This window comes from Microbacterium sp. NPDC055903 (assembly GCF_053615555.1).
Window position 1 is genome coordinate 377,127 of sequence record NZ_JBSHCA010000001.1, and the last position, 18,798, is coordinate 395,924.

An 18,798-nucleotide genomic window follows, 5' to 3' on the forward strand; every position below is an offset into this window, starting at 1 on the left:
ACGGCATCCGAAAAAACTTCAACGCCCCTTCTCCGAAGGGCTCCGCGGCCGTCGTGCCATGATGAACGACGTGAACACTCGGGGGGAACGATGAGCGGACGGATGCGGTTCGGGACGATCACGGCAGCGTCGGCGCTGCTCGGCGGCATCCTCATCGGCCCCGCTCTCGCTGCGGGTGCCACCGCGCCTCCTGCGCTCGACCCCGGCTATGTGAGCGATGTCTCGGGCGTCCTCGACGAGTCGGAGGAGGCCCGGCTCGAGCAGCTCCTCGGCGACCTCGCCGCGAAGGATGGACGACCGGAGCTCTACGTCGTGCTGGTCCCCCGATTCGAGGATCCGGCCAACGCCCTCGCCTGGGCCGACGACACCGCGCAGCGCAACAACCTCGCCCCCGATCAGTACTTGCTGGCGATCGCGACGGAGGGGCGGACCCTCGCCATCTCGGCGGAGTACGGCGGCGACGGCGTCGCCGCCGGCCCTCTCTCCGAAGCCAGAGTCCTCGACGTCGAGAACGCGCTCGGGGCCGATCATCTCGCGCACGACGACTGGGCGGGCGGCATCGAGTACGTCGCCGGCGAGTTCGACGAGGTGCCGTGGCCATGGTGGGTCTGGATGCTCGGCATCGCCGCTCTCGCCATCGTGATCTTCCTCGTCGTGCAGCTCGTCCTGTTCATCCGTCGCCGTGTCGCACTGTCCAGGGAGCTGCGATCCCTGGACGGTCAGCGCCGACGCGCTGCGCGCCTGCTCGTGCAGGCCGATGAGGCCATCCGGACGAGCGCGCAAGAGCTCGGGTTCGTCACGGCGGAGTTCGGCGAGGAGACGACCGCCGAGTTCGCCGTCGTGCTGGACCGCTGCCGCGAACAGCTCAGGGAGGGCTTCCTGCTCCTGGAGAAGCTCGAGGACTCCGAGAAGGACACGCTGCAGGAGACGCGCTCGTGGACCGAGTCGATCATCCGGCTCTGCGGCGAGATCGACGGTCGCCTGGAGGGGCGCAAGCGCGAGCTCGAGGCGTTGCGTGCCCTCACCGCCTCCGCACCGGCGACGCTGAACCGCCTGACCGCCGCCCGCGCCGAGGCCGCCGAGGTGCAGGCTGCGACGATCGGTCGGCTCGCCTCGCTCACGGCGGCATTCGATCCCGTCGACCTCATCGGCGTCGCAGACAACGCCGATGAGATCGAGCGCCGGCTGCGCGACGCGGACGTCCGGCTCGAAGCGCTCCGCGCCGCGGTATCCGCACGCAAGCCGAAGGCGATCTCCGACGGCGTGCACGAGATCGAGCGGCTCCTCGCCGAGGTGAGCGACCTGCATGACGCCGTCGACGCGCAGGCCGAGACCCTCTCCGCGCGCGCGGTTGAGGCCGCCTCGACTCCCGAGTCTGCGTCGAGCCCGCTCGGTTCGGGCATCGACCGAGCCGCCGCCGCGGTTCGCGCGGCGGAATCCTCCGTGCAGGCCAGAGCCGGCCAGGTCAGCGCGTTCGCGTTGAGTCGGCTGCAGCTCGCGCAGAGCCGGCTCGCCGAGGCGAGGAGCGCGCAAGTCGGAAGCGAGGAGTCCACACAGCTCGCGGCATCCGCGCAGGCGGCAGCCGAGCAGGTGCAGAGCCTCGTCGGATCGCCTGTCGCGCGCGAGCGGTCGCGGTTCGTGCGGCCGGCTCAGGCAGCCGCCGACCGACCCCTGATGTTCGATACCCCCGCGTCCGCATCCAGCGCCGCTCCTCGACGCTCTCTCACCTACGAAGAACGGGACGGCACCGGCGCCAAGGCTGTGTGGGGCGGCTTCGGCGGGGGCTTCGTCGGATTCATCAGCAGCATCGGCGTCGCCGACGATGCACCGGGCATCGTCATCATGTTCGTCCTCGGCGGCATCGTGCTCGGTGCGCTGTCCGGCGCTTTCGGCAGGAGCGACGGCGGCAGCTCCTCGGGCTGGGGCGGATCGTCGTCACGATCATGGGGCGGATCCTCCCGGTCCTCCAGTCGCTCCTCCGGCGGGTCCAGCCGTTCCTCCGGCGGGAGCAGATCTTCGGGCAGGTCCGGCGGGCGTCGGTTCTAGGCCCCGGGTACGCGAGAGGGGCGGATGCTGCGCAGCATCCGCCCCTCTCGTACGTCGTAGAGCGACGACGTCACTCCCATTCGCCCGCTGCCGCGGGCGAGTGCCACGCAGTGCTCATCGCGAGTGGGAGCGACGACGTCACTCCCACTCGCCCGCTGCCGCGGGCGAGTGCCACGCAGTGCTCATCGCGAGTGGGAGCGACGACGTCACTCCCACTCGATGGTCCCCGGGGGCTTCGACGTGACGTCGAGCACCACGCGGTTGACATCGCGGACCTCGTTGGTGATGCGGTTGGAGATCTTGGAGAGCACGTCGTAAGGCAGGCGCGTCCAGTCGGCCGTCATGGCATCCTCGCTGGACACCGGACGGAGCACGATCGGGTGCCCGTAGGTGCGACCGTCGCCCTGCACTCCGACCGAGCGCACGTCCGCGAGCAGCACGACCGGGCACTGCCAGATCTCCTGATCCAGCCCAGCGCGGGTCAGCTCCTCGCGGGCGATGGCGTCGGCCTCACGCAGGAGCGCGAGACGGTCAGCGGTGACCTCGCCCACGATGCGGATGCCAAGGCCCGGCCCCGGAAAGGGCTGACGCCCGACGATGGCCTCCGGCAGGCCGAGCTCGCGGCCGATCGCGCGGACCTCGTCCTTGAACAGGGTGCGCAGCGGCTCGATGAGCTCGAAGTCGAGATCGTCGGGGAGCCCGCCCACGTTGTGGTGCGACTTGATGTTCGCCGTACCCGTGCCGCCGCCGGATTCGACCACGTCCGGGTAGAGCGTGCCCTGCACGAGGAACTTCACGGGAGCGCCTTCGGCCTTGGCCTCGTCGACGAGCTCGCGCTGCACCTTCTCGAAGGCGCGGATGAACTCGCGCCCGATGATCTTGCGCTTCTCCTCGGGGTCGGTGACGCCGGCGAGGAAGCCGAGGAAGGTCTCAGCGGCATCCACCGTGATCAGCCGCACTCCGGTGGAGGCCACGTAGTCGTTCTCGACCTGCTCGCGCTCGCCCTTGCGGAGCAGACCGTGGTCGACGAAGACCGCGGTGAGCTGGTCGCCGATCGCCCGGTGCACGAGCGCGGTGGAGACGGCGGAGTCGACGCCGCCGGACAGCGCGGAGATGACGCGCGCCGAGCCGACCTGCTCGCGGATGCGTGCGACCTGCTCCTCGATGACGTTGCCGCTGTTCCAGTCGGCGGCGAGCCCTGCCGCCTTGTGCAGGAAGTTCTCGATGACCTCCTGGCCGTGGTCGGAGTGCTTCACCTCGGGGTGCCACTGCACGCCGTAGAAGCATTTCTCCGCGCTGCCGAAGGCGGCGACCGGGGTGGCCGAGGTCGAGGCGAGCACCTCGAAGCCCTCCGGGGCCTTGGAGACCTGGTCGCCGTGGCTCATCCAGACGTTCTGCGCGGCCGGCTGGCCGCCGAGCAGCACGCCGCCGTCACCGGTGAGCGAAGCATCCGTGGCGCCGTACTCCCGGAGACCGGTGTTGGCCACCTCGCCGCCGAGCGCGCGGGCCATCACCTGGAAGCCGTAGCAGATGCCCAGCGTCGGGATGCCGAGATCGAAGATGGCGCCATCGAGCGAGGGCGCGCCCTCCTCGTACACCGACGAGGGGCCGCCGGACAGGATCAGTGCAACGGGATTGCGCTCGGAGATCTCCGCCGCGGTGACGGTGTGCGGCACGATCTCGCTGTACACGCCTGCTTCGCGCACCCGGCGCGCGATGAGCTGCGCGTACTGGGCGCCGAAGTCGACGACGAGGACGGGACGCTGGGCGGTGTCTGCGCTCATCGCGCGGCCTCCTGGGTCTGAGTGTCGGATGCGGCGGCGATCGACGCTTCGCGAGAGGCGAGGTACGCCTTGACCTCGCGGGCGACGATGGCCTCCATGAAGAACGAGAGCAGCGGAACGACGCCGCCGAGCGCGAGCAGGATGAAGCGCACGAACGGCCAGCGCATGAGGCTCCACATGCGGAAGCAGGCGAAGAGGTACACGACGTAGAACCAGCCGTGCGCGACGAGGATGCCGAGCGAGATGTTGACGCCGTCACCGGCCGAGACGAGCTCGCACCCCATGCCGCCTGGCACGAAGAGGGAGAACCACTGGCAGCCGTCGCCGACGATGACCGGCGCGAACCAGAGGAAGCCGCCCGAGCCGCCGAGGAAGAGCTCGACGTGCGTGGGGCTGTACTTGAGGATCATCTCCACGAGCAGCGAGAGCAGCATGACGCCGGTGATGATCGAGGCGATCTGGTAGAACCTCAGCGCCCCGCGGATCTTCGGGAAGGAGGCGGCTTTCGGCTCGGGCATGCCGTCCAGTCTACCCGGCGAGCACGGAGGCTACGCCGCGTCGAGGTCGGTCTCCAGCAGGGCGACGAGGTCGTCGAGCGCCTCCGCCGCGCCGTCGGCGTCCGAGCGGAGCGTCACGGTCGTTCCCGTGCTGGCCCCCAGCCCCATCAGTGCCAGAATGCTGCCGGCGTTGAGCTCCGCGCCGCCGTCCACGGAGATCGTGATCGGGATGCCCGTGGCCTGCACGGCGGACACGAAGAGCTTCGCGGGGCGGGCGTGGAGTCCTGAACTGCTGGCGATCGTCGCCTGTCGTTCGGTCATGGTGTTCTCCTTCGGTGCGTTGTCAGGGAATGTCGGATCAGGCGGCGACCGCCGCGCTCTGCTGCGGCTTCTTCGTCGCGAAACGCTTCAGCGCGACGACCGCGAACGCGCTCACCGCGGTGCCCGCAGCCAGGGCGATGAGGAATCCCCAGATCGGCGAGATCGCGAAGAAGACGAAGATGCCTCCGTGCGGCGCAAGCGACTGTACAGCGAACGCCATGCTGAGAGCACCGGTGACGGCTCCACCGAGCATGGATGCCGGGATGACTCTGAGCGGATCGGCGGCGGCGAACGGGATCGCGCCCTCGCTGATGAACGAGGCACCGAGCAGCCATGCGGCGACTCCGTTCTCGCGCTCGACCGCGGTGAAGCGCCGGCGGTCGAGCACCGTGGAGGCCAGCGCCATCGCGAGCGGCGGGACCATGCCTGCGCACATCACGGCGGCCATGATGAGGTAGGGCGCGGTGTTGTCCGCGGATGCGGAGGCGAGCCCTGCCGTGGCGAAGGCGTACGCGACCTTGTTGACCGGACCGCCGAGATCGAAGCACATCATGAGGCCGAGGATCACGCCGACGAGGATGATGCCCGAGGTCCCTGCGAGGCCGGTCAGCCAGTCGTTGAGCACGAGCATCAGCCAGGCGATGGGTCGGCCGAGGAAAAGCAGCATGAGGCCGGATGCCGCGATCGAGGCGAGCAGCGGGATGATGACGACGGGCATGAGCCCGCGGAGCCATCGCGGGGCGTCGATGCGGCCGATCGCCAAGGCGACGACTCCGGCCAGCAGGCCGCCGACGATCCCGCCGATGAAGCCGGCGTTCATGAGCACGGCGACGGCGCCGGCCACGAAGCCCGGTGCGAGGCCGGGCCTGTCGGCGATCGCGAAGGCGATGTAGCCCGCGAGCGCCGAGACGAGGAAGCCCATCGAGGTGGCGCCGATGACGAAGAGCACGGAGCCGAGGTACTGGCCGATGCCACCCGCGGGGAGATCCCAGAGCGCGTTCTGCAGCACGACGTCGAAAGCGACGCCGTCCTGGTTGACGTTGAACCCGCCGAGGAGGAATCCGAGGGCGATCAGCAGACCCCCGCCGGCGACGAACGGAATCATGTAGCTGACGCCGGTGAGCAGGACGCGCTGGATGCGGGCGCCGAACGACTGCGTCGTAGGAGCGGCGGCGGATGCCGCTGCCGTCCCGCCCACGCGCACCGCTTTCGGATCGTTCGCCGCGGCCAGCGCCTCGGCGATGAGCTGCGTCGGCTCTTCGATCCCCCGCTTGACGCCGGAACGGATCACCGGCTTCCCAGCGAACCGCTCCTGCTCTCTGACGTCCACGTCCACGGCGAAGATCACGGCGTCCGCAGCGTCGATGACGCTCTGCGGGAGCGCCTTGTACCCGCTCGAGCCCTGCGGCTCCACCGCGAGCTCGACGCCATCGGCCCTGGCGGCCGCGGTCAACGCATCGGCCGCCATGAACGTGTGGGCGATGCCGGTGGCGCAGGCGGTGACGGCGACGAGGCGCAGCCCGTCGGCGGCGACCGACCCCTCCGCGCCGACGGCCGCCGGGACGTCATCCTGGTCGGCCGGACCGTCTCCGATCGCGGCGTCGACGATCGCCACGACGTCCGCCGGTGTCTTCGCGGCGCGCAGCGCCGCCGTGAAGTCGTCCTGCATGAGGCTGCGTGCGAGCTTGGAGAGCATCGCGAGATGCGCCTCCGCCGCGGTGTCGGGAGCGGCGATGAGGAAGACCAGGTCGGCTGGTCCGTCCGGAGCGCCGAAGTCGACGCCCGGGGTCAGCCGGGCGAAGGCCAGCGACGGCCTCGTCACGGAGGCGCTCTTCGCGTGCGGGATTGCGATGCCGCCGGGCAGCCCCGTCTCGTCCTTCTGCTCGCGCGCCCAGGCGTCGTCGAAGAGGGCCCGCCCGCTGTCGGCGCGGCCCTGGGCCGCCACGAGCTCGGCCAGTGCGCGGATGACCGCGGCCTTGTCGGCGCCGAGCGCAGCATCGATGCTGACCAGTTCGGCTGTGATGGTGTCGGACACGATGACCTCCTGCGGTCGTCTGGATTCAGAGGGTTCGGACGGCGATGTCGCCGGACGGGAGATCGGCGGGAGTCGGCGCCTGCGTGCCGGGGAGCATCGCCGCGGCGGCGCCGTAGCGGATCGCCATGCGCAGCCGATCCGCAGCGTCCGCGCCTTCGGCATCCGCGAGCAGGTATCCGGCGAGAGAGCTGTCACCGGCGCCGACCGTGCTCGACACGCGGATCCGCGGCGCAGCGCCGAACCAGGCCCCATCGGCCGTGATGAGCACCGCGCCCGCTCCCCCGAGGGTGACCAGTGCTGCGGCAGCGCTCTCCGGAACGATCCGGCGTGCGACCTCGCGCACGGCCGGTACGAGGTCCGCGCGGTCGAGGTCGATGCCGGTGAGCTCGGCGAGCTCCTCATCGTTGGGTTTGATGAGATCCGCCGCGCCGTGCGCGACGACTTCGCGGAGCGCGGGCCCCGAGGTGTCGACGGCGATCCGGGGTGCGTCCGCACCCCACCGGTCACGCACCGCGTCGATGACGTCCACGTAGAAGCCGGCCGGAGCACCGAGCGGCAGGGAGCCTGCCAGCACGAGCCATGCCGCGCTGCGACTCGCCTCGACGGTCGCCGCGATCAGCGCGGCAGCATCCGCGGATGACAGCACCGCCCCTGGCAGATTGACCTTCGTCGTCGCCCCGACCGGATCGGTGATCGCCAGGTTCGCGCGCACGTGCGCGGTGATCGGCACGGTGCGCGTCGGGATGCCCGTGTCCGCCAGCACGGTGCCGTAGGGGTCCCCCTGGCCGACCGGCAGCACCGCGAGCCCGTCGGCTCCGGCGGCGGTGACGACCCTGGCGACGTTCACGCCCTTGCCGCCGGCATCCTCTCGAGAGGACGAAGCGGTCTGCACCTCGCCGACGCGCAAGGCGGCGCCGAGCGTGATCGTGCGGTCGAGCGCGGGATTCGCGGTGAGGGTGACGATCATGCGACCCACACCTCCACACCCGCGTCCTCGAGCGCCGCCGCGAGCGCGGCAGGCGGCTCGGCATCCGTCACGAGCACGTCGATGTCGCTCAGCCCGGCGAACGACACCAGCAGCTCTCGGTCGTGCTTGCTGGAATCGGCCACGACGACGACCCTGCGCGCGGCCCGGACGATCGCGCTCTTGACCGATGCCTCGTCCGGATCAGGGGTGCTCAGCCCGAAACCTGCGGAGAGGCCGTTGGTTCCGAGGAAGGCCACATCGGGCCGGAGGCGACCGATCGCCGCGGTGGTCTCGGCGCCGACGGCGGCGGCGGTGACGCCGCGCACCCGCCCACCGATGACGGTGAGGGAGATGCCCTCGGCTCCGGCGATCGTCGGAGCGATCGTCAGCGAATGCGTCACCGCTTCGACGCGCTCGTGTGCACCCGTGCGCGCCGACGACATCCGCGCGGCCAGCGCCTCTGCGACGGCGGCGGTGGTCGTGCCGGCATCGATGAAGACCGATCCCCTGAACTCCTCGCCGAGAGCGGTGAGTGCACGTGCGGCGATCGCGTGCTTGGCCGCACCGCGCTGTTGCGCCCGCTCGGTCACCGTCGGCTCCGTGATGCTGTCCGCATCCTTCGCGACCGCGCCACCGTGCACGCGGACGAGAGCACCGGTCTCCTCCAGCACCGCCAGATCCCGGCGCACGGTCTCCGTCGTGACGTCGAAGCGCCGCGCGAGGTCGACGACCGCGACGCGTCCCTCCTGAACGAGGATCCGCTCGATGAGCTGCTGGCGCTCCACTGCGTACATGCCGTCTCCGTTGCCGATTGCGTTTCCCACACAGTACAACACAGATCAACATAAACAAAGACTTATTCGAGGTTCCTTCCCGCATACCCGGACATAGCGGAGGCCGCCGGGATCGCTCCCGACGGCCTCCGCATCCACTCGAGGGGGATCAGCCGAACAGCAGATCCCACAGCCAGTCGAGCAGATCGATGATCGCCCCGCCGATGCCGCCGGAACCCTTGTTCACCGTCACGGTGTCGGTGGCGGCGTCCCCGTCGGCCTGCGCCACCACGACGGTGTACTTGCCCGCCTTGATGTTCTTCGGAACAGTGACGGATGCGTCGAACGTGCCATCCTCGTCGACCACCACGGTGCCGAGCGAGACCGCGTCGCCCTTCTTCGGCTCCAGCGTGATCGTGAGGGTCTCGCCGGGCTCGAAGTCGGCACCGGTGACGGTGAGCTTCTTGCCTGCGCTGACCTTCTTCGCCGCGTCGATGGTGCCGGCGAACTCGGCCGGCTCCTCCCCCGCGATCGTGAACGGAACCTGCACCGCGGTGCCCGTTGCGGCGGCCGCGACCGTGAGCGACTGTTCGCCGTAGACTCCGTCCGGAACCGTGAAGCTCAGGCTGGCGCGACCGACCTCGTCTGTCGTGTCGACGATGGCGTTGTCGATCGCTCCGGAAGCGAGCTCCGCGTCACCGAGGGAGACGGACACCTCGGCGCCGTTCGCCTCACCCGCACTGAACGACAGCGAGGAGAGATCGATCGTCACCTGGTCACCGGCGGTGTAGCCATCGGCATCGGCCGCACTGAGCGTCACGCCGACCGCGCGCTGAGCGAGGTCGGGAGTCGCCGTGCCGTTGGCGTCGAACCAGTCGACCATCGAGGCGAGATCGACCTTGCCCGTGTCGGCCTTGTTCGCCCCTTCCGCGAGGGTGGCGAAGTTGTCGCCGCCCGCCGCGAGGAACGAGTTCGCCGCCACCAGATAGGTCGCGTCCGGGTCGATCGCCGTGCCGTCGAGGGTGATCGAGGTGATCCGCTCGCCGCGCGCCGCGTCCGGGTCGTACGTGTAGACGAGGCCGTCGGAGACGCCGAGCTTCAGGAACGGGCGGCTCGCGCCATCCGGCTGCCACTGCTCCTCCAGCACCGACTTCAGCTGTGCACCGGTGAGCTCGAGCGTGACGAGCGTGTTGGCGAACGGCTGCACCGTGGCCGCCTCACGGAAGGTGACGTTGCCGTCGGGGTCGGTTGCGCCGGTGCCCGCGTAAGCGAGGTTGGCGCGGATCCCGCCGGGGTTCATCAGCGCGATGTCGGCCCCGGTCGACCACTTCTGGACATCAGCCACGAAGTTGCCGATCGTGGACTCGCCACCGCGGTTCTCCGAGCCGTTCGTCTGGCGTGCACGATTGAAGTCCGCGGTGATCTCGCCCACCTTCTCCGCTCCGAGGACGTCGGCCTCGGCCTTCGCATCGGCGACGATCTGCGCGACCTCGGGAACCGCGGGGTACAGGGCGGTTCCGCCCTGGGTCAGCGGCTTGATCTCGTTGGTGATCGAGAGCAGCTCCTTGGTCTCGGGGTCGACCTGCAGGTTCATCAGACCGAAGTTCTCGCCGTACTGCCCCGCAGAGACGACCGGGCGGCCGTCGATGACGTGGTTGTAGGCGAGGTGCGTGTGCGCGGAGACGATGGCGCTGATGCTGTCATCGACGCCTTCGACGACCTCACCGAGCGCGGACTCGGGAGTGATGCTCGCGACATCGGTGCCGGTGGCCCCTTCGTGCACGAGCAGGATGAGGACATCCGCCTCGCCGTTCGCCGCGTCGCCGTCTGTCAGATCGGCGGCCACGTCGTTGACCGAGTCGACGATGCTGCGCACCTCGAGGTCGGCGATGCCGTCGGGCGAGACGAGGGAGTCGAGCTCCTCCGTCACCGCGCCGATGAAGCCGACCTTCACGCCGTCGAGCTCCTTGACCCAGGCGGGGGCGAGAGCGGGCTCGCCGGTCTCGGTGAGGAACACGTTCGCGGAGATGTACTCCCAGTCCGCGCGATCCTGCACCCTGCCCTCGAGGTCGTCCCACCCCTGGTCGAACTCGTGGTTGCCCGCCGCGCTCACATCGAGTCCGGCGGCGTTGAGCGCATCGATCGTGGGGTTGTCGTCCTGGATGAAGGAGGTGAACGTGGACGCGCCGATCAGGTCACCCGCCGCAGCGAAGATCGTGTTCGGGTTCGCCTCGCGCACCTGCTGGACCGCGCCGGCGAGCACCGCCGCGCCGGCAGCAGCACCGTCGGCCTCGATCCGGCCGTGGAAGTCGTTGATCGTGACGACGTCGATCGACACCGGCGGCACGTCGCTGGAGACGCCGACGATGATCGGGTCGTGGTCGCTGGAGCGGAACGGCGTTCCCGCCTCGGCGGCGCCGAACGCGTAGCCGCGGTCGCTCCACTCCGGGGAGTTGATGCTCCACACCCCCGAGCCTGTGACCGACGCCGAGAGCGACGGCGACGCGAGCACGTGGTCGAGCGAGCCGAGCTCGCCGTCGAACGTGTACGTGTACTGGCCTGCGGCGGTGTCGCTCCACCCCTCGGAGGTGAAGACCTCGATCGGGTCCTCCTTGGCGTAGGCGTTGAAGTCTCCGATCAGCAGGATGTCGCTGCTGCCGGTGGTGTCCTCGATCGTCTGGGTGAACTCCAGGAGCGACTCGGCCTGTGCGACGCGGTCGGCGTTGAAGAACCCCTGTCCGTCGCTGGGCTCGGTGCCGCCTCCCGAGGGGGCCGACTTCGACTTGAAGTGGTTGGCGACGACGGTGACGGTGCGCCCGTCGATGTCGAAGGCCTGGGCGATCGGCTCGCGGGCGTTGTCCCAGACGGTCTCGTCCACGACGGTCATGCTGTCGCCGACGGTGCTGACCGCATCCTTCTTGTAGATGATCGCGCTGGTGATGTAGTCCGTGATGGATGCGTCATCCAGGGCCGCAGGCGTCGGGACGAAGGCCCAGACGTCGCTGCCGGCGTCGGCGTTGAGGCCGTCGACGAGATCGGCGAGGGCGGAGTCGATCGGCTCGCCGAGCTTGACCGAGTTCTCGATCTCCATCAGCGAGACAATCTCCGCGTCGAGGCCGTTGATCGCCGCGACGATCTTCGACTTCTGGATCTGGAACTCCTCGGCGGTCTCTGCACCGCGCGCGTCGGGGTTCTCGCTGGAGAGCGTCGTGAAGTAGTTGTAGACGTTGAAGGACGCGATCTGCGCGTCGCCTCCGACCTCCGGAGCGCTCTCGACGCGGGGGTTGCCCGCCTCGAACGTCGCCTTGAGGTCTGCCGACGAGGTGTCGTCGATCGGCACGGTCGGCTGAAGCCGCCAGTCGTCGAAGCCGTACTGCAGCACGTAGCCGGCATCCGAGAAGTCCACCGTGTCGCCGTTGCGGACGACGACATCCTCCGTGAAGTAGGGCTGGTCGTTCGGGTGGCCGTTGTTGGTGACCTGGATCGAGTACCCGTCGTCCAGCAGGATGCGGTTCGCCCTGTTGGCCGCCGCGATCGCTGCCGCCTCGTCGCCGGGGCGGGCGGTCTCGGTGCTCTTGACGGCGAGATCGTCACCCGCGTTCAGCCACAGCGTGCCGTAGTTGTACAGCTGGTGGCTGGACGCCAGTCGGTACGTGCCGGTCGGCGCGACGAGCATGTTCTCGTAGGCCTCCCGGTCGCTGCCGACGACCGTGTCCGGCAAGGGGGTGACCTCGGGCACACCGGCGTCCGCCTGGAGCACCTCGATGCCGCTGAGGGATGCCGGGTTGATCTGCGTCTGGCCGAAGTACTCGCTGACGGAGCCCGTCACCGAGACGAGGTCACCGATCGCGAGGGTCGGCGCGAGCGCGTTCAGATAGACGAAGACGCCGTCCGAGGCGCCGGGGGTCGCGTCGGTCTCGCCGCCGGATCCCTGGGTCTGGATGACGATGCCCTTGTAGCCGCCCGTGCGGAAATCTGCGGTGACGACGCCCTCGACGGTGACGGTCTGACCGCTCAGAGGCGACTCCGCGCCGGTGCCCTGCACCTCGGCGATGGAGACGGCCGTCGGTTCCTCCGGTTCTTCCGGCTCTTCCGGCTCCGTGCCGCCGGAGTTCTGCGGCGTGATCGTCGCCGAGAGGGTGAAGTCGGCGCTGTTGTCGTCGGTGTCGACGGCATCGGTGCGGTTGATCGACTTGACGTCGGTGTTGCCTGCGGGCGACGTGGCTGCCTTGGTCTCGAAGGTGTTCGACGTGCCGTAGCCCAGCACGTCGACGACGCCGTCGGCCCCCGCCACCGAGCCCGGGGTGAGCGACACGGCGGTCGTCCCCTCGACGAGGGCGAGCGTGCCGTTGGTTCCGCTGGGGTTGAGCGTGCTGACGGCATCCGCCGTGGGGAGAGCCTGACCGTTCGTTCCGTTGCTGCCGCCCTGCACGAGGTAGTAGCCGCCCGCGGGGATCTCGCCCTCGAGAGCCGCGACGCCCGTGAAGGCGGCCGTGCCCGTCGCCGAGCGGTACTGCAGCGAGAGCCCGTCGAGCGAAACGTCCTCGGCAGTGGGGTTGTAGAGCTCGACGAACTTGTTCGTGTACGCCGCACCCGCGCTGCCGCCGGAGAGGTAGGCCTCGTTGATGACGATGCCGGTGCCGTCGGTGCTGGCGAAAGCGGGCGGCGCGATGAGCGCACCCGCGCCGAGCGCGGCGATGCAGGTCACGGCGAGGACGCCGACGCGCCCCCTGTTGTTTCGGAAGGACGCCGGAACCTCGTGGGTTCCGACGTCGGGGAGGTGCTTCATCGGTGCTGTCTCCTCATTCGGTCGCGCGATGACCCACGGGAGGCCGCCGCGGCGCATGCTCTCAGCGCGCGCACATGTTGGGAGCATACGGAGGGCCGCGGACATGATCAACGGTGTTCTCCGATTGGTAACCAGTTGCTCACACGATCGCCCGGATGCATGGGAGAGGGCGCACAAAACACGCGCGCAGATGCGCGATGGCGTCCGCGCGGATGCGCAGTGCGGATGCTCGTCGGTGTCGTCGCTCAGACGACGGAGGCCTCTTCAAGCTCCTCGATTTCGCGCTCCCAGGCGTCCTTGGCGAGCCGGTACCAGATGTAGAAGGCGAAGCAGGCGAAGACCGCCCACTCGGCCGCGTAGAAGACGTTGAGCCAGTTGACCGGGGATATCTCGTCCGGGGCGGGAGAGGAGATGTCGACGAGACCCGACGGCGCATCGACGGATGCCAGATACGGCCGGTAGACGTCGAGCTGCTCGGTGTCGTGCCACTGGCTGAGCAGAGCCGCCGGAGACATCCGATCCAGGCGGTGCGGATCATCGGAGGGCGGGACCTGCACGCCTTCGTCGGAGATGATGCGACCGGCGACGGTCGCCTCGGAGCCGGATGCCTCGTTCTCGAGCGATTCCGCGGCGGCGTCCGCAGCCGCCCGGTCGGGGGCCCATCCGAGGGCGACGGCGATGGAGACGCCGTCTGCGACGCGGAGCTGGCCCGTCACCCAGTACCCCTCGACGTCGTCGTTGAAGCGCGAGGAGACGACCAGGAAGTCGCCCTCGATCCAGGTCCCCGTCGTCTGGACCCGCTGTCCGACGAGCGGTTCGGGCAGGTACTCCCCCGGTTCCAGCACCTCCGCCAGCGGACGCTGCTCCTCGGTCACGCCCGCGGGCGGCGGGTCGGTGTCGATCGCGCGCTCGAGCTGCCACTGGCCAAGGAAGGCGAAGACACCGGCCACGACCAGACACAGCAGCAGCACGCCGATCCAGCGCGGCCGAAGAAGGACTTCGCGCAGGGTCGGCGGGAACGCCTCGGGGGTGGTCACGATGGGGTGCGGCTCAGCTCAGCTGATAGGGAGCGAGCACGACCTCGACGCGCTGGAACTCCTTGAGGTCGGAGTATCCAGTGGTCGCCATCGACTTGCGCAGGGCGCCGATGAGGTTCGCCGTGCCGTCCGCCACGGGAGCAGGCCCGTAGAGGATCTCCTCCAGCGGAGCGATGGGCTCGACCGCGACGCGTCGGCCACGGGGCAGCTGCGGGTGGTGAGCCTCGGGCCCCCAGTGGAAGCCACGGCCAGGCGCATCGGTGGCGCGCGCAAGCGCGACGCCGAGCATGACGGCATCCGCGCCCATCGCGAGAGCCTTCACGATGTCGCCGGAGGTTCCGACGCCGCCGTCCGCGATGACGTGCACGTAGCGCCCGCCCGACTCGTCCAGGTAGTCGCGGCGCGCGGCGGCGACATCGGAGACGGCGGTGGCCATCGGGGCGTGGATGCCCAGGGTGGCGCGGGTCGTCGAGGCCGCTCCGCCGCCGAAGCCGACGAGGACGCCGGCAGCGCCCGTGCGCATGAGGTGCAGCGCCGCCGTATAGGTGGCAGCGCCGCCGACGATGACGGGGACGTCGAGGTCGTAGATGAACTTCTTGAGGTTGAGCGGCTCAGCGGCGCTGGAGACGTGCTCCGCTGAGACGGTCGTGCCGCGGATGACGAAGAGGTCGACGCCGGCGGCGACGACGGTCTCGTAGAGCTCCTGGGTGCGCTGCGGGGTGAGGGAGCCGGCGACGGTGACGCCCGCCGCGCGGATCTCGGCGAGGCGCGCCTTGATGAGCTCCGGCTTGATCGGCTCGGAGTAGAGCTGCTGCATCCGCGCCGTCGCCTGCTCCGGCGCGAGGCCCGCGATCTCCTCGAGCAGGGGCTCCGGGTTCTCGTAGCGGGTCCAGAGTCCCTCCAGGTCGAGCACGCCGAGGCCGCCGAGCTGACCGAGTCTGATGGCCGTCGCCGGGCTCACGACGGAGTCCATCGGCGCACCGAGCACGGGGATGTCGAAGCCGTAGGCGTCGATCGTCCACGCGGTGGAGACGTCCTCAGGGTTGCGCGTGCGCCGCGACGGCACGACCGCGATGTCGTCGAACGTGTACGCGCGTCGCGCACGCTTTCCTCGGCCGAGCTCGATGTCCATGGTCACCCCTCCAGACTACCCGGGGCCGCAGACGCTGAGAGACTGGACGGATGCGAACGACAGCGGATGCCGTGGAGATCGCCGTCGTCGGCGGCGGCGTGATGGGGCTCGCCACCGCCTGGGAGCTGGTGCGCCGCGGCCACCGGCCCGTCGTATTCGAGCGCTCATTCCGCGGACACCGCAACGGCGCCTCGCACGGCGCGACACGGAACTTCAACAACGCCTATGCGGAGGAGCACTATCTCGACCTCCTCGTGCGCGCCCGCGAGGGATGGGACGCCCTCGGCGAGGTCGGCGGCGCACCCCTGCTGCGGCTGCACGGGCTCGTCACCCACGGCGACGCCGATCTGCACGGCATCCGCGCACGCCTCGGTGCACGCGGCATCCCCGCCGAGGTCCTCTCCGCCGCCGAGGCCTCCGTCCGCTGGTCGGGGATGCGGTTCGTCGGCGAGGTGCTGTTCTCCCGCGACGCCGGGGTCGTGCGCGCGGCCGACGCGATGCTCGAGCTCGAACGCCGCATCATCGCCGGCAGAGGCGAGGTCCGCTGGGAGACGCCGGTGGCACGGATCGGACAGGACCCGGCGAGCGCCGTGCTCGAGCTCGCCGACGGCGGCACCGTGCGCGCGGAGACCGTCGTGGTGACCGTCGGCGCCTGGAGCTCGCGGCTCATCGGTGCGATCGGTCTTCCCCGCCTCGTCGTCACCGAGGAGACACCGGCCCATTTCACCCCGCGAGGGTCCGACACATGGCCGTCGTTCAATCACTACGTCGGAGGCTCGATGTATCCGGCCACCGTCTACGGGATGCCGACGCCCGGTGAAGGAGTGAAGGTCGGCTTCCACGCCGTCGGCGACGAGGTCGATCCCGATGCCAGGCCGCACCACACCACGCATGCGGCCGCGCTGCGCGACTACGTCAGGGAGTGGATGCCGGGGCTCGACGCCGAGACCGCCGTGCACCTCAGCTGCACGTACACCTCGACCGATGACGGCGACTTCGTGCTCGACCGGCGCGGTCATCTTGTCGTCGGTGCGGGGTTCTCTGGGCACGGTTTCAAGTTCGCACCCGCGGTCGGGGCGGTCCTCGCCGACCTCGCGCTGGACCCGGCCGCTCGCGCCGCTGCCCCCTTCCGACTGCCGGGGCCCCGCTGAGCGGACCTCGGACCGGCCGGGCTCAGCGGGTGCGCGAGACTCGACGCTCGTCCCACACCGGCTCGTCCGAGGCGTACACCTCGCCGTCCGATCCGAACACGAGGAAACGGTCGAAGGAGCGGGCGAACCAGCGGTCGTGCGTGACGGCGAGCACGGTGCCGTCGAACCGCGCGAGCGCCTCCTCCAGCGCCTCCGCGGACTCGAGATCGAGGTTGTCGGTCGGCTCGTCGAGCAGCAGCAGCGTCGCACCGGAGAGCTCGAGCAGCAGCACCTGGAAGCGCGCCTGCTGTCCTCCGGAGAGCGAATCGAACGTCTGTTGCGCCTGGCGCACGAGCCCGTACCTGTCCAGGGCGCTGCTGGCGGCATCCCGCGGCATGCCCGCTCGACGTTCATCGCCCCGGTGAAGGATCTCCAGCAGCGTGCGTCCGACGAACTCGGGGTGCGCGTGGGTCTGCGCGAACAGCCCCGGCACCACTCTCGCCCCGAGCGAGACCCGGCCGGTGTGCTCGACCGGGGCGACCTGCTCCCCCGTCGAGGTCACGTGCCCCATCGTCGGATCGGGGTCGCTTCCGCCGCGGGCGAGCAGCCTCAGGAAGTGCGACTTGCCCGACCCGTTCGACCCCAGCACGCCGACCCTGTCACCGAACCAGATCTCGGCGTCGAAGGGACGCATGAGCCCCGTGAGCTCCAGCCGCTCGGCGACCACGGAGCGCTTGCCCGTGCGCGCGCCCCGCAGGCGCATGTCGAACTCCTGCGCCGGAGGACGCTCCTCGGGAGGCCCTGCCTCCTCGAACTTCCGCAGCCGCGTCTGGGCCGCGCGATACCGCGACGCGAAGCCGTCGTTCGCCTCGGCCTTGACCTTGAGGGTCGCGACGAGCACGCGCAGCTTCTCGTGCTGCTCGTCCCAGCGGCGGCGCAGCTCGTCGAGCCGATCCAGCCTGTCTTCTCGGGCCTGATGGTAGGTCGCGAATCCCCCGCCGTGCACCCACGCGACAGCGCCCGCGCCGCCGGGTTCGAGGGTGACGATGCGATCGGCGGCGCGCGCGAGCAGCTCACGGTCGTGAGACACGAGCAGCACCGTCTTCGGGGTCTGCCGCAGCTGCTCCTCCAGCCACCGCTTGGCCGGGACGTCCAGGTAGTTGTCCGGCTCGTCGAGCAGCAGCACCTCGTCAGGCCCCCGCAGCAGCGCCTCCAGGGCGAGCCTCTTCTGCTCTCCGCCGGAGAGCGTCGTCAGCTCGCGGAACCGTGCCCGCTCGTACGGCACACCGAGAGCCGCGACCGTGCACTGATCCCAGATCGTCTCGTGCTCGTAGCCGCCGGCATCCGCGTACTCCGAGATCGCCGCCGCATAGGCCATCTGCGTGTCGTGCTCGTCCCGCTCGATGAGCGCGTTCTCGGCTGACTCGAGCGCCGTGGCCGCGATGCGGATGCGAGCGGGGGCGACCCGCACGAGGAGCTCGTGCACCGTCTGGCCCGCTTCGCCGTGGCCGACGAACTGGTCCATGACTCCGAGGCCGCCTTCGATGGTGACGGCTCCCGCATCCGGGCGCTGGTCGCCGCGGATGATCCGCAGGAGCGTCGTCTTCCCGGCGCCGTTGGGGCCGATGAGTGCGCTCGTCGACCCCGCGCCGACGCGGAACGTCACCTCGTCGAGCAGTGGTCTGCCGTCCGGCAGGGTCAGCGAGATCGCCGATACGTCGATGTAGCCCACGGTGCGAGCCGTCCTTCCGCCCGATCACCGAGCCGACCAGGCTATCAGGACGACGAGGTCTCACGCACCCGCGCGTGCCGCGCGCTTGTCCTGCTGGTACTGACGCAAAGCCTCGTAGCGGTCGGCCGATCGCGCGCGGCGCTTCTCCGCCTCGGCGTCGCGGTCCTTCGGCGGCGCGGTGGTCACGAGGCTGTCGAGCAGCCTGCGCGTCGCCTGCGCGATCTCGTCGACGGCCTGATCGAACGTCGCCTGGTTCGCACGGGAGGGAGCCGTGGTTCCAGAGATCTTCCTGACGAACTGGAGGGCGGCGTCGTGGCACTCCTCATCCGTCGCGGCAGGGGCGAGGTTGTTCAGCGGGATGATGTTGCGGCACATACCGGCACGCTACGCCCGAGGTCGCGTCTCCGCGACCGCATCCCGCCCCGATGTCGATACAGATGTCGGACGAGAACACAGATGTCGGTCTGATTCCGCCATCCGGACCGACGACCGTAAGAACGTCCGACATCTGTGCACCACCGGCGCAGAGAACGACGAAGGGCGGATGCTCTGCAG

General features: G+C 69.9%; 13 protein-coding genes. 2 read left to right on the forward strand and 11 right to left on the reverse strand.

The window, feature by feature from the left end:
- Window positions 1–90 precede the first annotated feature (90 nt).
- A complete protein-coding gene (locus tag ACWGJP_RS01710) occupies window positions 91–2,046 on the forward strand; it encodes a TPM domain-containing protein (RefSeq protein ID WP_452328023.1) in 1,956 nt (651 codons plus the stop codon).
- 206 nt (window positions 2,047–2,252) lie between these two features.
- Here ACWGJP_RS01710 and guaA read toward each other — a convergent pair whose 3' ends face one another.
- From guaA to ACWGJP_RS01755, 9 genes are all read right to left on the reverse strand, one after another.
- Window positions 2,253–3,830, reverse strand: a complete 1,578-nt coding sequence (gene guaA / locus ACWGJP_RS01715) for a glutamine-hydrolyzing GMP synthase (protein WP_452328024.1) — start codon at window positions 3,828–3,830, stop codon at window positions 2,253–2,255.
- Window positions 3,827–4,348, reverse strand: coding sequence for a DUF3817 domain-containing protein (locus ACWGJP_RS01720; RefSeq protein WP_452328025.1), 522 nt, complete (start codon window positions 4,346–4,348; stop codon window positions 3,827–3,829). Before ACWGJP_RS01720 ends, guaA begins: the two co-directional genes overlap by 4 nt.
- A 30-nt stretch (window positions 4,349–4,378) precedes the next feature.
- Window positions 4,379–4,648, reverse strand: coding sequence for an HPr family phosphocarrier protein (locus ACWGJP_RS01725; RefSeq protein WP_452328026.1), 270 nt, complete (start codon window positions 4,646–4,648; stop codon window positions 4,379–4,381).
- Window positions 4,649–4,685: 37 nt separating this feature from the next.
- Entirely contained in the window at window positions 4,686–6,683 is a 1,998-nt protein-coding gene (locus ACWGJP_RS01730) for a PTS fructose transporter subunit IIABC (protein WP_452328027.1), read from the reverse strand.
- Window positions 6,684–6,708: 25 nt separating this feature from the next.
- Window positions 6,709–7,650, reverse strand: a complete 942-nt coding sequence (locus ACWGJP_RS01735) for a 1-phosphofructokinase family hexose kinase (RefSeq protein ID WP_452328028.1) — start codon at window positions 7,648–7,650, stop codon at window positions 6,709–6,711.
- Window positions 7,647–8,444, reverse strand: coding sequence for a DeoR/GlpR family DNA-binding transcription regulator (locus ACWGJP_RS01740; protein WP_452328029.1), 798 nt, complete (start codon window positions 8,442–8,444; stop codon window positions 7,647–7,649). The genes ACWGJP_RS01735 and ACWGJP_RS01740 overlap by 4 nt, the downstream gene beginning before the upstream one ends.
- Before the next feature lie 148 nt (window positions 8,445–8,592).
- Window positions 8,593–13,212: an ExeM/NucH family extracellular endonuclease gene (locus ACWGJP_RS01745; RefSeq protein ID WP_452328030.1), complete on the reverse strand. Its 4,620-nt coding sequence runs from the start codon at window positions 13,210–13,212 to the stop codon at window positions 8,593–8,595.
- A 245-nt stretch (window positions 13,213–13,457) separates the two neighbouring features.
- A complete protein-coding gene (locus ACWGJP_RS01750; protein WP_452328031.1) occupies window positions 13,458–14,249 on the reverse strand; it encodes an SURF1 family protein in 792 nt (263 codons plus the stop codon).
- 13 nt (window positions 14,250–14,262) lie between these two features.
- Window positions 14,263–15,381: a GuaB3 family IMP dehydrogenase-related protein gene (locus ACWGJP_RS01755; RefSeq protein ID WP_452329479.1), complete on the reverse strand. Its 1,119-nt coding sequence runs from the start codon at window positions 15,379–15,381 to the stop codon at window positions 14,263–14,265.
- Between the two features lie 50 nt (window positions 15,382–15,431).
- Between ACWGJP_RS01755 and ACWGJP_RS01760 the strand changes: the two genes are divergently transcribed.
- Window positions 15,432–16,532, forward strand: a complete 1,101-nt coding sequence (locus ACWGJP_RS01760; protein ID WP_452328032.1) for an FAD-dependent oxidoreductase — start codon at window positions 15,432–15,434, stop codon at window positions 16,530–16,532.
- Window positions 16,533–16,554: 22 nt separating this feature from the next.
- Here ACWGJP_RS01760 and ACWGJP_RS01765 read toward each other — a convergent pair whose 3' ends face one another.
- Together ACWGJP_RS01765 and ACWGJP_RS01770 are read right to left on the reverse strand one after the other, a co-directional pair.
- Window positions 16,555–18,243, reverse strand: coding sequence for an ABC-F family ATP-binding cassette domain-containing protein (locus ACWGJP_RS01765; protein ID WP_452328033.1), 1,689 nt, complete (start codon window positions 18,241–18,243; stop codon window positions 16,555–16,557).
- Window positions 18,244–18,303: 60 nt separating this feature from the next.
- Window positions 18,304–18,618, reverse strand: coding sequence for a DUF2277 domain-containing protein (locus ACWGJP_RS01770; RefSeq protein WP_452328034.1), 315 nt, complete (start codon window positions 18,616–18,618; stop codon window positions 18,304–18,306).
- Window positions 18,619–18,798: the final 180 nt, after the last annotated feature.

Excerpts from the sequence above, each read along its gene's own strand:
- ACWGJP_RS01710 (WP_452328023.1), top strand. The coding sequence starts at position 91 with ATGAGCGGACGGATGCGGTTCGGGACGATCACGGCAGCGTCGGCGCTG.
- guaA (WP_452328024.1), bottom strand. The coding sequence starts at position 3,830 with ATGAGCGCAGACACCGCCCAGCGTCCCGTCCTCGTCGTCGACTTCGGC.
- ACWGJP_RS01720 (WP_452328025.1), bottom strand. The coding sequence starts at position 4,348 with ATGCCCGAGCCGAAAGCCGCCTCCTTCCCGAAGATCCGCGGGGCGCTG.
- ACWGJP_RS01725 (WP_452328026.1), bottom strand. The coding sequence starts at position 4,648 with ATGACCGAACGACAGGCGACGATCGCCAGCAGTTCAGGACTCCACGCC.
- ACWGJP_RS01735 (WP_452328028.1), bottom strand. The coding sequence starts at position 7,650 with ATGATCGTCACCCTCACCGCGAATCCCGCGCTCGACCGCACGATCACG.
- ACWGJP_RS01740 (WP_452328029.1), bottom strand. The coding sequence starts at position 8,444 with ATGTACGCAGTGGAGCGCCAGCAGCTCATCGAGCGGATCCTCGTTCAG.
- ACWGJP_RS01745 (WP_452328030.1), bottom strand. The coding sequence starts at position 13,212 with ATGAAGCACCTCCCCGACGTCGGAACCCACGAGGTTCCGGCGTCCTTC.
- ACWGJP_RS01755 (WP_452329479.1), bottom strand. The coding sequence starts at position 15,381 with ATGGACATCGAGCTCGGCCGAGGAAAGCGTGCGCGACGCGCGTACACG.
- ACWGJP_RS01760 (WP_452328032.1), top strand. The coding sequence starts at position 15,432 with ATGCGAACGACAGCGGATGCCGTGGAGATCGCCGTCGTCGGCGGCGGC.
- ACWGJP_RS01770 (WP_452328034.1), bottom strand. The coding sequence starts at position 18,618 with ATGTGCCGCAACATCATCCCGCTGAACAACCTCGCCCCTGCCGCGACG.